The organism is Streptomyces sp. MMS24-W38 (assembly GCF_059889265.1).
The window spans coordinates 1-13,116 of record NZ_JCBCPP010000002.1 but is presented as its reverse complement, the minus strand read 5'-3'; the positions used below and the strand labels follow the sequence as shown (position 1 = coordinate 13,116).

Below are 13,116 nucleotides of genomic sequence, written 5' to 3'. Positions count from 1 at the left end.
CCACCGTCCACCAAACCCGGGGCTTGACAATGTGGTGTGCTGCCGGTGGCGCGTCGAGGAGGACTTCCAGCTGGCCAAGGGCGTCTGCGGCCTCGATCAGGGCCAGACCACCTGCTGGAACTCCTGGATGCGTTGGACCCTGGTCAGCATGCTCGCCGCCGCCGTCCTCGCGATCACCCGCGCCCGCACCACCACAGCCCCCACCACGAGCAGCGCGCTCGTTCCGGCCAGCGGCCGCGAACTCCTCCGACTCCTACGGATCACCGCTCTGCCCCAGCCCCGGCGCGACCGCGACCACCTCCTGCTCTGGTCCACCTGGCGCCGCCGCCACCAACACCAAGCCGCCGAAGCCCACCGCCGGTGGAACAACATCACCGCCGCCGCAACGGTGGCTTTATCGAGCAGTAGCGACGTTACTTGTCGACGGGTTTGGGAGGCGCCCAGAACCACGGTCGGGTGATGTTGATGAGTTCGGGAGGCACTGGGGTTCTTGTCAGGGCAGCATCGGGATGCTCCTGGTGAAAGGTCCTGGTCATGCCGCAGATGTCGAAGGTCGAGCTGTACGCGGCGATCCGGCGTGACCACCGCGGCGGCATGTCGATGCGGGAGCTTGAGCGCAAGCACGGCGTGACGTGGCGGACGGTACGGAAGGCGTTGGACTCGGCCTGGCCTGAGCCACGCAAGAAGCTGCCTCCTCGAGCCACCACGCTGGACCCGTACAAGCCGGTAATCGACGAGATCCTCCGGGCGGACCTGGACGCGCCGCGCAAGCAGCGGCACACCGTCACCCGAATCTTCCACCGGCTGGTCGACGAGCACGGGGCGGACGTCTCCTACGGGATGGTCCGCTACTACGTCGCCGGCCGGAAGCCCGAGATCCTGGTCGAGTCCGGCAAAGCGCCGCTGGAAGCGTTCGTCCCGCAGACACACCTGCCCGGTCACGAAGCGGAGGTCGACTTCGGTGACGTGACCGTGCGCCTGGGCGGCGAGCTGGTCACCTGCTACCTCTTCTCCTTCCGGTTGTCGTACTCGGGCAAGGCCGTCCACCGCGTGTTCGCCTCCTGCGGCCAGGAAGCCTTCTTCGAAGGCCACGTTCATGCACTGCGGACGCTGGGCGGAGTTCCGAGGACCAAGGTCCGCTACGACAACCTGAAGGCCGCCGTCGCCAGGGTGCTGGGGCAGAGCAGGGGAAGAGTCGAGGCCGACCGGTGGATCGCCTTCCGCTCGCACTTCGGCATCGAAAGCTTCTACTGCCGGCCCGGCATCGAAGGCGCCCACGAGAAGGGCGGAGTCGAAGGGATGATCGGCTACTTCCGCCGCAACCACTTCGTTCCCGTCCCCGAGGTCTCCTCGCTCGCCGAGCTGAACGAGATGGTCGAGCAGTGGGACCGGCAGGACGACGCCCGCCGCATCGGCTCCAGGCCCAAGACGGTCGCGGAGTACTTCGCACTCGAACAACCGCTGCTGATGCCGCTGCCCGAGGAACCGTTCGAGACGGGCCGGCTGTTCACCCCGCGGGTCGACCGCTACGGCCAGATCCCGGTCCGCACCAACCGCTACTCAGTCCCCATCCGGCTGATCGGCAAACGCGTGCGCGTCGTGCTGCACGCTTCTCATCTGGTGGTTTACGACCAGAACGTGGAAGTAGCCCGGCACGAGCGGCTGATCGCGAAGGGTGCCGTCCGTCTGGATCTGGACCACTACCTGGAAGTCCTGGTCCGCAAGCCCGGTGCCTTCCCTGGCTCCACAGCCCTCGAACAGGCCCGTTCGGCAGGCAGGTTCACCCCGGTCCACGACGCCTGGTGGGATCAGGCCCGCAAGATGCATGGTGAGCGGGACGGCACCCGGGCTCTGATCGAGGTCCTCCTACTGGGGCGGCATCTGCCCCATGAGCATGTCGTCGCCGGCCTCGCAGCGGCTCTGCGGGCCGGGGCCATGACCGCGGACGCGGTCGCTCTGGAAGCCCGCAAGGTCGCCCAGGCCGAGACCGAACCCATCCCTGCGGTTGGCCAGCTGGCGTCCGGGAATCCGCCGGCGACGGTGACGTCTCTGTACGAATGGCGGCTCGCGCACCTTCCTGAGGACACCAGGCCGCTGCCCTCGGTGACCCCCTATGACCAATTGCTCCGACGCCGTCGCACCAGCGGCGGTGACCACCGTGAGGGAGAAGCACAGTGACCCTGCCCCGCCAGCGAGGTTTGACCGAACAGGCCGCCGACGCCGCCATCGACACCGCCTGCCGAATGCTGCGACTGCCCTCGATCCGCAACGAGTTCTCCGACATCGCCGACCGGGCGATGAAAGACCAGATGACCTACCGGGGCTTCCTTGCCGAACTGCTGATGACCGAGTGCGACGACCGGTCCCGCCGCCGCTCGGAACGACGGATCAAGGCAGCCGGCTTCCCGCGAGAAAAGTCCCTGAGAGCCTTCGACTTCGACGCTAACCCCAACATCGACGCAGCCACGATCCACAACCTGGCCAGCTGTGAATGGATCAAGAAGAGCCAGCCGCTCTGCCTGATCGGCGACTCCGGCACCGGCAAGTCCCACATGCTCATCGCCCTGGGCACCGAGGCCGCGATGAAGGGCTACCGCGTCCGCTACACGCTCGCGACGAAGCTGGTGAACGAGCTGGTCGAGGCAGCCGACGAGAAGCAGCTCAACAAGACCATCGCCCGTTACGGACGTGTTGATCTTTTGTGCATCGATGAGCTCGGCTACATGGAACTGGACCGGCACGGCGCTGAACTCTTGTTCCAGGTCCTGACCGAACGCGAGGAGAAGAACAGCGTCGCCATCGCCTCCAACGAGTCCTTTGGGGGCTGGACGAAGACGTTCACGGATCCGCGGCTTTGCGCGGCCATTGTCGACCGGCTGACGTTCAACGGCACCATCATCGAGACCGGCACCGACTCCTACCGCCTGGCCAGCACGCGGGCACGAGCTGAGGAGCCCGCGAAGGCTGGCTGACCCCTGCCGCTACCTGCCTCGACGGCCAGCCGCCCAGACGGGCGACTGGCCGTCCCGTGTCGGCGTGCGAGTCAACGTGCACACCCAAGTACAGCTGCCGTGCACAGCGTCGTGCGGATCGACGATGAGACGAGCGGAGGCAGATGCGACGCTTCAACCGACCGCGATCCGACCACCGGACTCAGCGAGACCCATGAGAACGGCCCCGCCAGCCCCCGTGGTGTTCCGTCCCCAGCGCCCCGGCGTGGAGTGTGTGCCGCATCCGCTTCTGCCTGCCGACGGATTGGGGCCACCTGCCGCCTGCCAGCACTGCACGGAGCCGTCCGCAGGCCAAACGTCCGGTGTCTCAGTGCCTGTCCATGAACTGATCGTCAGGGCGGAATCGGTGAAGTCGTCCGGACGAGCAGGACCTCTTGGTAGCAACAGCGGTGTCGAAGCCGGCCGCCGCACCAAGAGGTCCCGTCATGCCGTTGTACGCCACCGCGCCGTCCCCTGTCTCCACGGTTGAGGAAGTCGATTGCTCCTGCGTCGCCTGTCGGTTCGGCCACGGCGCCGACCGCCCCGCCCGTCCGCGCCGCTACACCACGGACATGACGGACGCGGAATGGCAGGCCATCGCGCCGCTGCTGCCCTGGCCGGCCTGGCTGGACGGCAACGGCGGCCGCCCGGAGGAGTACTGCCGACGCCTGGTCATCGACGCCATCTGCTACGTCGCCGACAACGGCAACAAGTGGCGCAACCTGCCCGCCGACTACGGCATTCGCTGGAAGAGCCTGCACGCGATCTTCACCCGATGGAGCCGGGACGGCTTCACCCTCGCCCTCCACAACGACCTTCGCGAGAAGGTCCGCGAGGCCGAAGGGCGTGAGCGGGAGCCGTCCGCGGCGGTCATCGACTCGCAGTCGGTACGGGCCGCGGAGACCGTCGGCGCCGGCAGTCGGGGGTGGGACGCGGGCAAGAAGGTCGGCGGCCGCAAGCGCCACGTGATCGTGGATACCCTCGGCATGGTCCTGGTCGTGCTGGTGACCGCCGCGAACGTGCAGGACCGCGACGGCGCCCGCCCGGCGCTGGAGTTCCTCCGCGACCTCTACGAGCGGATCGTCCTGGTGTGGGCCGACGGCGGCTACGCGGGCAGGCTCGTGGATTGGGCGAAGGAGAAAGTCCAGGTCACGCTGGAGATCGTCAAGCGCAGCGACGACGTGAAGGGCTTCGTGGTGCTCCCCAGGCGCTGGGTGGTCGAGCGCACCCTGTCGTGGATCTGCCAACGCCGCCGATGTGTCCGCGACTACGAGCGCTTACCGGAGCACCACGAGGCCATGGTCCACTGGTCGATGATCCTCCTGATGCGACGCCGCCTCGCCCGCGCCACCGCCCCGCCACCCCCGAGATGATCAGTTCATGGACAAGCACTCAGAGCCGTCTCGTGGTGAACAGGGTGGTCCCGTGCACCGCGTCCGCTTCCTTCCGATCGGTCTCGGTGAACCCGACCTTGGCCAGCACTCGGCGAGAAGCGGTGTTCCAGTCCCAGACCGTGGCCCACAGACGTTCGTACCCAGACGATCGCGCCCATTCCAGAACCGCCAACGAGGCCTCGGTCGCGTATCCCTGACGCCAAACTCGGCGTAGCAGCTCGAATGCCAGTTCCGGTTCCCCTACCGACCCTCGCCCGCTGTCGACCAGCCCGCAGTAGCCGATGACGTCACGAGAGGCCTTCCGTTCGACCGCCAGCAACCCGATCGACCACAGCCGGTTGGTGCGGATCGAATCCTCGAGCTCCGCGACCGTGGGGTGTCCGTCCGCGTCGATTCGGCGGTGCGGCGGCACTCGTGGATCACGCTCGGTCCACAGCTCACGCTGGACGACAGCCTCGGCTACCCGCCAAGGTCTGAGCAGCAGGCGACTCGTCTCGAGTGCAACCTCGCTACCCGGCGCGCCAACTGTCATGACAGCAACCATCTCACGGGCGAACGCGCTTTCATGCCACGGGGCGCCGTCGGTCCTGCCGACCGTGGGCGCTCGAAATGCGGGACAACCGAGACCCATCCCTGAACGCCGTCTTGGACTTGTGCACGTTCGGCTGTACCCGGTGGGACGTTGACCTGTACGCCGACATCCCGCTTCGCGGACACGGCAGTGCCGTCATTTCTCCTCGACATCTCCGAGCTCGTTGATCACTAACTGCCTTCGGAAACCGTCGACAAATGCTGTCCCTAGACATCAACGAAGCCACAACGGCTTGACCAGCAGCGATGCCCTACCGATCAAGAACTACAGCTGCCGTGTCTGACATCCCCCTAGAGCCTCCTCGGCCGCCCACCAGCAGGAAGAAGGGATGGGGCAGGGCTGGGGCAGAGGCCAGCTCGCCGGGGGATCGGCGGCGTGGACGTGGTGTTGCGCGTCGGCAGTGCGAATCTGCATCTCAAGGTCACCGGTTTCTGTAGTGGTGACACCAGTGCTCTCCAGCGCTGGTGTCAGGGCGGTGGGCTGGGGCTTCGCCGTGCGGTGTGGGGTGGTGGTGACATCGGGGTGCCGTTTTTGCGGTGACGGCTCGTGAGGTTGCTGCAGGTCGCGGTGTGTCCTTCCGGTGTAGATCCGCAGGGCCTTGCCGGAGCCGAAGTCGTCCTCCAGAATCCGCGCCCTGCACAGCGAGGGTGTCATCGACGCCTCCTGGGCATTCCACCTCGAGCAGGAGCGCCGACGCGTCCGCCAAGGCCAGCACCGGGACAACTTCACACTCAGCGTTCGATCAACAATTTCCTGTCAAGGAACTGCACAACTCAGCGTGTTTGACCTGGAGTTGATCACAGAAAGATCACGTTCGCCAGGAGGAGGCTCCGGGTGGTCTAAACCACAGGTAAAGCTTGGCTGTCCCCCGGGCCTTACTCCCGGAGGGGACGGTGAGGCCGATCGGGCCTCGCGAGCACCCTCACTTCAGGAGTGATCCATGCGTTCTTCTCTCGGTATGTTCAAGACCGCGGCGGTCGTGGCCTGTGCCGCCCTGCTGCCGCTCGTCGCCGCACCTGCCGCGTCCGCCGAGGACGCCCCAGGGGGCAAGGAAGAAGGAGTCTCCATAGCGGCCATCGACAGCTACCTCACGGCTGTGCGGCCCGGCTTCCAGTCCAGCAAGACCGACATCGCGACAGCTCCGACAATCATCGACTTCTACAACTGCAGAACCTCGGATCGCGGGTACCTCAGCGAGTCGACCAAGGTTCAGCTGATCAACTACAACTACACCACCCCGAACGAGTATTGGGAGACGAAGACCTTCACCGCCTGCTTCAGTGGAGGCAAGTCCCACGGAGAGTGGGCCGGGCGCAAGGGCGATGACCTCTTCTTCCAGATCAAGGCGGTGAACGGGAACACCACTTCCAGCGGACCGACGCTGTCCGCCACGCGAGTCCACATGTGGTGATCTGAGGCACGTCAGAGCCCGCACCGAACGGGTGCGGGCTTCCCCCACTGTCAGAGAGTGCGCACCATGCCCATCGGCTTCCACTCGGCCGCGTTCGGCTATCACCGCCGCAGTTCGGTCATCCAGGACTTCACCTTCGCCTTCCCGCCCGGCCGGACCGTGTTCCTCGGCCCCAACGGCGCCGGCAAGTCGACGGTCCTGTCGTTGGCCGCTTCCGTACTACAGCCACAGGCCGGCACCGTTGCGTACGGGAGGCGGACGACTGCCCGGCGTGCCAATCTTGCCGAATACCGTCGACGCGTCGCCTGGCTGCCCCAGCACATCGAGTCTGTTCCCCGGCTGACCGCCCGCGAACAGGTGGCCTATGTCGGCTGGCTGAAAGGAATGAACCGCCGGGACGCCTGGGACGCCTCTCTCGGCGCTCTCCAGCGAGTCGAACTCGCCGACTTCGCCGACCGGAAGGTGCGCCAGATGTCCGGCGGGCAGCAGCGCCGGGTCGGCGTTGCCCAGTCCCTGGTGCACGAGGCCGAAGTCCTTCTGCTCGACGAGCCGACAGCCGGCATGGACCCGCGCCAGCGACGCGTCTTCCACGAGATCCTCGGCGGCCTCGACCAGCACGTGCTGCTCTCCACTCACGATGTCGCCGATCTGGAGGACACCTACGACCACGTCGTCGTGCTCAGCGGCGGGACCATCCGCTTCGCCGGTGCGGTACGCGAATTCCATGCCCTGGCCCCGCCCGGCACCGCGCCGGGCCGCCTCGCGGAAGCCGCCTACTACGCCACCGTTCAGGAGGAGGCGGCGTGCGCGTAGCAACAGCCCTGCGTACCACCAGCGTCGTCTGGGTCGCTCCTCTGGTCCTCGCGTGGGTGTGGCTGGTCACCAGCCATGAGGCGGCGAACGAACCGGCCTACTGGGCCGGCAACACCGCTCTGGTCGGGCACACTCTCCCCTTCTACGCCCCCGCCTGCGCGGCTTTCGCGGCCTGGGAGGCCGGGCGGCTGAGGAGGGCGGGGGTCCACCGGCTGGCACCCGTGCGCGGCAGGTACGCGATAGCGATCAGCGTACTGTGGCCCGTGGTGCTCCTCGGAGTGGCGGCGGTCGTGGTGTGCCTGTTGACCGTGCGTCTGGCGACCGGTGCGGCACATGACTGGCCGCACCTGGGCGTGCTGGCCATGGCCGGGTACCTCATCATCGTCCACACCGCCCTCGGCTACGGGCTTGGCATGCTGCTGCCGCGCATTCTGGCCGCACCACTGATCCTCGTCATCGACTACCTGTGCCTGGTGATGCCCGTCACGGTCGTCGACCCGATGTGGCTGCGGGAACTCACCGGATGGCTCGGCGCCCCCTACGGGGACATCACCATCACTATGAACCCGGTGGCGCTCGCCGTACCGATGGTGCTGGCCACGGGCATCCTGGCCGCTGTCCTGGTCAGTGCGGAGATCGCCCGGTGGCGTCGCCACCGCGTCGTACGCGTCGGCGCAGCAGCTGCCGCGTCCCTGGTCTGCCTGAGCGTGTTCACCGTCTCAGCCATCCTGCCCGTGCGCGACTGGAATGGTGACCCGCCGCTGCGCGCCCGCACCGACCCGCCCGTGTGCACCGGTGATTCCCCCAGGATCTGCGTCCCTCTAGAGGCGACCGGCAGTCTGGAGCCGCTGGCCGATGCCGCGAAGGAGATCGTGCCGCGCCTCGTGGAGGCAGGCCTGGAGCCGCCGAAGGAGCTCGCGTTCGTCTCCGAGGCAGCCGACATCGATGCGCGGACGTGGAGGCTGTTCCTCTACCGGGACATGGACGACGTGGCTGTGAGGGCGAGCGTCGCGGCGTCGGCGCTGCCACCGATCCCGCCGTGTCCCACCACATCCGACGCCCACACCGGCCACGTGGGCACACTCGCGGCCTGGCTCATGGTGAAGGCCGGCATGGACGTCGACGAGATCCAGAGCCAGTACAGTCAGAAGCTGGCCGCCGACCCGCGAGTGATGTCCGTGGTGGACAGAGAGACGAAGCTGTCGCCCGACGAGCAGCTGTCGTGGTTCACGCGCAATGTCACGTTGCTTCAGCAGTGCAAACCCGCTCCGGAGACCATGCCGACCATCGCCAAGACGGGAGGATGATCCGATGCGCCTGTGGCTGAAAACACGACGGATCCCGGTCCTCGCCGCCGCTCTCGCGGCTTACGCCGCACTGACCGCAGCGGCCGGGGACACGCTGGTCGATCTTCCTTCCCTGGGCAGCGACGCCGCCCGACCTCTGGTTCTCTTCGCCCCGCTCCTGGCCTGCATGGGGCTCGCGCTCTGCCTCAGCAGCAGGCTTCCCGCCGCCGAGGCGTCGGGCAGTCGTCCCGTTGCCCGCTTCGACCAGGCACTGGTTCTGGCCACCATCCTGACCACGGTCGCCGTGGCGCACACCGTTTCGGTACTCCTCGACGCCGAGATTGCGAACACGGCTGGCCGCAATACCGCGTTCCTGGTCGGGCTGATGCTGTGCGCCCGCCGGATAGCGGGTCATCAGGTGGCTGCCATCACTCCGGTGGCATGGGTGATCACGATGATGCTCATCGGCAACTCGGGCGGCAACGGTCAGGCTCATCCGTGGTCGGTCATCCTCCTGTCCCCGGACCACATACCTGCCGCACTCACGGCCATCACGATGCTGGCCCTCGGCACAGCCGCAGCCCCGGCCTCCCCGATGCTCCGCAACGTGAGCTGAGTCGGAAAAGCTTTCCGGGAAGGCTTGGCATTCATCGCCTCTTTCGTGCGTTTGGTGATTAACCGCGCGGCCCTCGGCTATGTGCCCGCGGACGAGGCCACTCGGCTTTCGAGGTTCTAACGGGCCTGTGTGGTCATGCGGTTGTGGTGTGGGGTACGTCGACGTCGGCAGCGGAGTCCCGGCGCGCGATGTTCATACAGCGCCATGCTCGACACTGGTCTGCTCGGCCTGCCGCCCTGGAGCGCCGACAGCACGAGAACCCGGGCGTTGTCATGACCGCCCGGGGTCTCGCGTTGTGGACTGATGGGTCCGGCCGGTTTAGCGTCCGGCCGGTGGCGATGTCAGGCCCACTCCACACCCAGCTCCCGCAGCGCGTCGAGTTGCTCGGCTGTGAGTTTGTCGCGCCTCGCGCGGGTGTTGGAGACCCACACGCCGAGCCGGACCGCGATCGGCTCGACCTCGTCGTCGAGCGTGATCTGTTCGCTGTGGCCTCTTGGCACCGGCCGGTGGGCGCCTTCCCGTTCCACCCACTGTGCGAGGGCTGCCAGGCCGCGTTGGAATGCCTGCTGTGCCTTGCTCGGGCTCTTCGTCGCACGGGGAGCTGCCGGGGCGGGAGACGGTGCCTCAATTGGCTTGATGCCCAGCGCGGTCAGCCGTTCCTGCTGCTCGTCGGACAGCTGCGCCCAGGTGCCGGGCTGTTTCTGCCGCTTCAGCCACTTCCCAAGATCGTCGCCGTCGAAGAGCACGCCGGGTGCGATGTCGGGCAGGTGGCCGTCGGCGTCGACCAGGTCCGCGAGCACGCGGTAGTGGCGTTGCCAGTCCAGCGGCCACGGGCAGTTCCAGTCCTCGTCGATCGCCTCCAACTGCTCCGCGCGGGTCCTGGCACGTTCCGGGTTCTTGCCGAGGCCGCCCCTCCTGCGCAGATTGGCCATGTGCTGCCCGACGGGCACCATCGCCTGGCTCTCGCCCCACACCGCGTCCTGACGCGGAGCAAGGTGCCCCGTGGCGCGCCGGTAGGAGCGCAGCGCGGCGAGCTTGTTCTCCCACACCTCTTCGCCCGGTTCCCAGACCATGCCGGCCTCCGGCGCGTCGAGCAGTTCCTTGCGCCGCTCCTCCAGCTCACCCGCCCGCAGCGCCTTCCGCTGCTGGTGCACCCACCTGCCCAGCGGAAAGTCCTTCGTCACCCCGACCTCGACCTCAACGTCATAGGGCACGGCGTGCAGGCCGGTGATCTCGTTCTCCTTCCGCCAGCGGATGAGGGCCTGGTAGCCCTCGAGCCACACCAGGGATTCCGGCCGGTAGACCCGCGTACGCAAGAACGCCGCAATCGTGCCGGGGTCCCGGGGAGAGGAGAAGTGGAGCAGCGCGGACTCGGCGGCGCCGTCGGTATCGCCCTGCTCCTGGTCCTCGCCGTCACCCTCACCGCTGGCGCCGACGATCCGCCCCTCCTCGTCGCGCCGGACGTGCACCGTGCGCTGCCCGCTGGTGAGGGCACGCGAGGCGAGCTGCTCCACGAGTCGTTCATCATGACTGCGGAGGCCTTGGAGCACAGCGACCAACCCGGCATACGAGGCGGAGGCGACCATGTCGGTCGGGTCCTCGCCCGGCTGAAGGAACACCGGCACGATGATCCGCGCGATCTTCGTGGAGCCGTCCCGGTTGAGCCTGAGTGCCCGGCCGATGTTCTGCACGATCTCCACCTGCGAGCCGCGAGTGTCGGCGAAGCACACGGCCTCCACACCGCGCTCGCCGGTGATGTCCACGCCTTCCCCGAGCACCCGGCAACTCGCCAGGAACGCGCGGTGCACCCGCCGGCCCGCGGCATCGATCCCATTGGCGAATTGCCGGATCACTTCGCGCCGCTCGGCGACGAGGTGGTCGCCGCACAGCCAGGCCGACCAGACGCGGTCCGGGGGTACGTGGCGGCCGGCCTCCAGCTCGTAGAACCGTGCGTCGATCGACGACTTCGGCAGCCGGTCCGCGGCGGCCAGGTCGTGGTCGGTGGCGTCGCCTGCGTACAGCTCGGCTGCGGTCTGGGGCAGCTTGTCCGCGAACGCGGCGGCCTCCTCCACCTTCTGATGGAACGTCATCACCGTACGCAGGTTGTACGCCGCCGCGTGCTCCAAAAGTGCGGTCTGCAGCAAGGCCAGGCGCCGGCCCCGCTGCGCCTCCTGCGATTCCCCGAGGACGGGGGAGGGGTCGCGGATCTCCAGCACGTCGATCTCGAATCCGGCGAGGATGCCCCGCTCGATCGCCTCGCTCAGCCCGAGCTCGGCCAGCCACGGCCCGTACGTCTCGGAGTCCTGGCCCATCGACGCCAGCTCCAGCTCTTTCCCGCCGGCGCCCTTCTGGGGCCGGGGCGAGGCAAGGATGCGCGGGGTCGCGGTCAGGTACAGCCGGAAGCCGGCCGGGATCCGGGCGTTGTCGTGGATCGCCGCCCACGGCCTGCCAAGATCACCGGCCGTGCCGTGGGCCTCGTCCACGATCGCGAGGTCGAAGCCATCCATGCGCTGGCCGTACAGGCGCTCTCCGCCCGCCAGGGCGGCCTCCAAAGGCCCGCGCACCTTCTCCTGGCCCATCGGGTCCTCGAAGTCTTCGCGGTCCACGAGGGAGGCGTACGTGGCGAACACGACGACGGGCCCGCTCCCGGCCCACAGGGCGAGCTGGATCGCGTTGGTGGTGGTGCGCACCCCGAGCCGCTCCAGGACCTCGTCCTTCTCCAGGGAGCACACCGCCACCATCGGCGCCCGGTGGCCCACCAGCCGCCATGCCTGGGCGGTCTGTGCGAGTAGGTCCAGGGTCGGGACGGTCACCAGGATTCGCCCGCCCGGGAAGCCTTCCAGCGCGCACGCGGCGGCGGTGATCGTCTTGCCCGATCCGGTCGCGGACACGATCGTGCCCCGCGCCCCCTCCGACGGTACGGATGATCTTGCAGGGAATCCCACCCACCGACGGAAACTCGCTTTCTGGGCCACCTGGTGTTCCCGAAGCTGAATACCCAGCATTCCCCCACTCCTCCTCTGCCTTCTTTTCCGCTCGCTTCGGAAATCACAGGGACGGCGTGAAGGGCGGGACGGACACCGTACCGTCCTCGCCCACCACGATCCGCTCGGCAAGCTGCGCCAGGACCTCAGCGGGACGCAGTCCCGTCCGGCCGGCCACCACCCGGACCAGCCGACTGGACACGGTGGACAACCAGACCTCCGCCCGCAGCTCATCCGCTTCCTCCCCCCGCGCCCCGAAGCCGGTCTGTGCCGCAAGAGCATCAGTAAGCCGTTCCTCACGCTCGCGTGCCCACACCGAGCCCTGAGCGTCCTGTTCCGGCTCGTACACGCTCCAGCCGACTGCGGTCATCAAGTCCCTGACGCGCCGCCACTCGGCGTGCTGGGCCCACCAGATGGCAGCCAACCGCTCCCGGTCCATCTCGAACGCGTAGAAGGAACCGTTTCCCCTCAACTGCTCTGCGGTCTCCCGCTCACGGACAGCGGCCTCTGCGACCTTTTCCGCAACGGCGGCGACGTCCAGGCCATTCGCCTGACGCCGGACCTGATCCCGCGCCACGTCCTGAGCACTCCACATGCGTTTTCCCTTTTCCGAAAGGCGCGGGCACCTGGGCCCGCATCAGGTGGTTGTAGGGTGTCCCGTGTTTCCGCCAACAATACATAGTGCATCAATCCGATGCACCCACTACACCAGCACCCGAAACGAACGAGCAACCCCCACTCTCGCAGCCAGCCCGGCCCGCGAAGCGGGCCCCAACGGTCCTGGAGGCGCAGCCGGAAGGACCGCCAGGCGGGGGAGCGCAGCGGACCCGCCCCCAGGCTGGAGCGCAGCGGAAGCCTGAGCGGGACGAAGTCCGTCCGCTCCGGGAGCGCAGCGGACGGAGCGTCAACCCCGATGCGCAGCATCGGGGTTGTGCGGGTGGCGCAGCCACCCGCCAGCGCTCCCGCGGAGCGGGAGCGCAACCCCCGTGCGCAGCACGGGGGTTCGCTTGCACATCGCGCAGCGATGTGA

Annotated in this window: 11 protein-coding genes; 8 read left to right on the top strand and 3 right to left on the bottom strand. The window is 67.8% G+C overall.

All coding sequences use genetic code 11. The features are described 5' to 3' along the window. The first annotated feature begins 31 nt into the window (after positions 1 to 31). The 4 genes from AC6F7H_RS32945 (at position 32) to AC6F7H_RS32930 (ending at position 4,363) form a co-directional block, all read left to right on the top strand. Positions 32 to 460 carry a hypothetical protein gene (locus AC6F7H_RS32945; RefSeq protein WP_500762243.1) on the top strand — a complete coding sequence of 143 codons (429 nt, stop codon included), beginning with the start codon at positions 32 to 34 and terminating at the stop codon, positions 458 to 460. Positions 461 to 543: 83 nt separating this feature from the next. Then, the gene (gene istA, locus AC6F7H_RS32940) at positions 544 to 2,178 is read left to right on the top strand and encodes an IS21 family transposase (RefSeq protein ID WP_500762549.1); all 1,635 of its coding nucleotides are present in this window, start codon (positions 544 to 546) and stop codon (positions 2,176 to 2,178) included. Beyond that, positions 2,175 to 2,972 carry an IS21-like element helper ATPase IstB gene (gene istB, locus AC6F7H_RS32935; RefSeq protein WP_500762241.1) on the top strand — a complete coding sequence of 266 codons (798 nt, stop codon included), beginning with the start codon at positions 2,175 to 2,177 and terminating at the stop codon, positions 2,970 to 2,972. The genes istA and istB overlap by 4 nt, the downstream gene beginning before the upstream one ends. Before the next feature lie 590 nt (positions 2,973 to 3,562). Then, the gene (locus AC6F7H_RS32930; protein ID WP_500762239.1) at positions 3,563 to 4,363 is read left to right on the top strand and encodes an IS5 family transposase; all 801 of its coding nucleotides are present in this window, start codon (positions 3,563 to 3,565) and stop codon (positions 4,361 to 4,363) included. 19 nt (positions 4,364 to 4,382) lie between these two features. On the opposite strand, the gene AC6F7H_RS32925 is transcribed toward AC6F7H_RS32930, so the two are convergent. Further along, positions 4,383 to 4,916, bottom strand: a complete 534-nt coding sequence (locus AC6F7H_RS32925; protein ID WP_500762236.1) for a GNAT family N-acetyltransferase — start codon at positions 4,914 to 4,916, stop codon at positions 4,383 to 4,385. A 1,000-nt stretch (positions 4,917 to 5,916) separates the two neighbouring features. On the opposite strand from AC6F7H_RS32925, the gene AC6F7H_RS32920 reads away from it, so the two are divergent. From AC6F7H_RS32920 to AC6F7H_RS32905, 4 genes are all read left to right on the top strand, one after another. Continuing rightward, positions 5,917 to 6,387, top strand: a complete 471-nt coding sequence (locus AC6F7H_RS32920; RefSeq protein ID WP_500762234.1) for a hypothetical protein — start codon at positions 5,917 to 5,919, stop codon at positions 6,385 to 6,387. A gap of 66 nt (positions 6,388 to 6,453) precedes the next feature. Further along, on the top strand, positions 6,454 to 7,200 hold the full coding sequence (locus tag AC6F7H_RS32915; protein WP_500762547.1) for an ABC transporter ATP-binding protein: 747 nt from the start codon (positions 6,454 to 6,456) through the stop codon (positions 7,198 to 7,200). Then, complete coding sequence (locus AC6F7H_RS32910) at positions 7,191 to 8,507, top strand: DUF7224 domain-containing protein (RefSeq protein ID WP_500762231.1); 1,317 nt, start codon at positions 7,191 to 7,193, stop codon at positions 8,505 to 8,507. The genes AC6F7H_RS32915 and AC6F7H_RS32910 overlap by 10 nt, the downstream gene beginning before the upstream one ends. 4 nt (positions 8,508 to 8,511) lie before the next feature. Next, complete coding sequence (locus AC6F7H_RS32905; protein WP_500762229.1) at positions 8,512 to 9,102, top strand: hypothetical protein; 591 nt, start codon at positions 8,512 to 8,514, stop codon at positions 9,100 to 9,102. Between the two features lie 341 nt (positions 9,103 to 9,443). On the opposite strand, the gene AC6F7H_RS32900 is transcribed toward AC6F7H_RS32905, so the two are convergent. Together AC6F7H_RS32900 and AC6F7H_RS32895 are read right to left on the bottom strand one after the other, a co-directional pair. Continuing rightward, entirely contained in the window at positions 9,444 to 12,107 is a 2,664-nt protein-coding gene (locus tag AC6F7H_RS32900; protein WP_500762227.1) for a helicase associated domain-containing protein, read from the bottom strand. Positions 12,108 to 12,150: 43 nt separating this feature from the next. Then, positions 12,151 to 12,681 carry a hypothetical protein gene (locus AC6F7H_RS32895; RefSeq protein ID WP_500754399.1) on the bottom strand — a complete coding sequence of 177 codons (531 nt, stop codon included), beginning with the start codon at positions 12,679 to 12,681 and terminating at the stop codon, positions 12,151 to 12,153. Between the last annotated feature and the right edge of the window lie 435 nt (positions 12,682 to 13,116).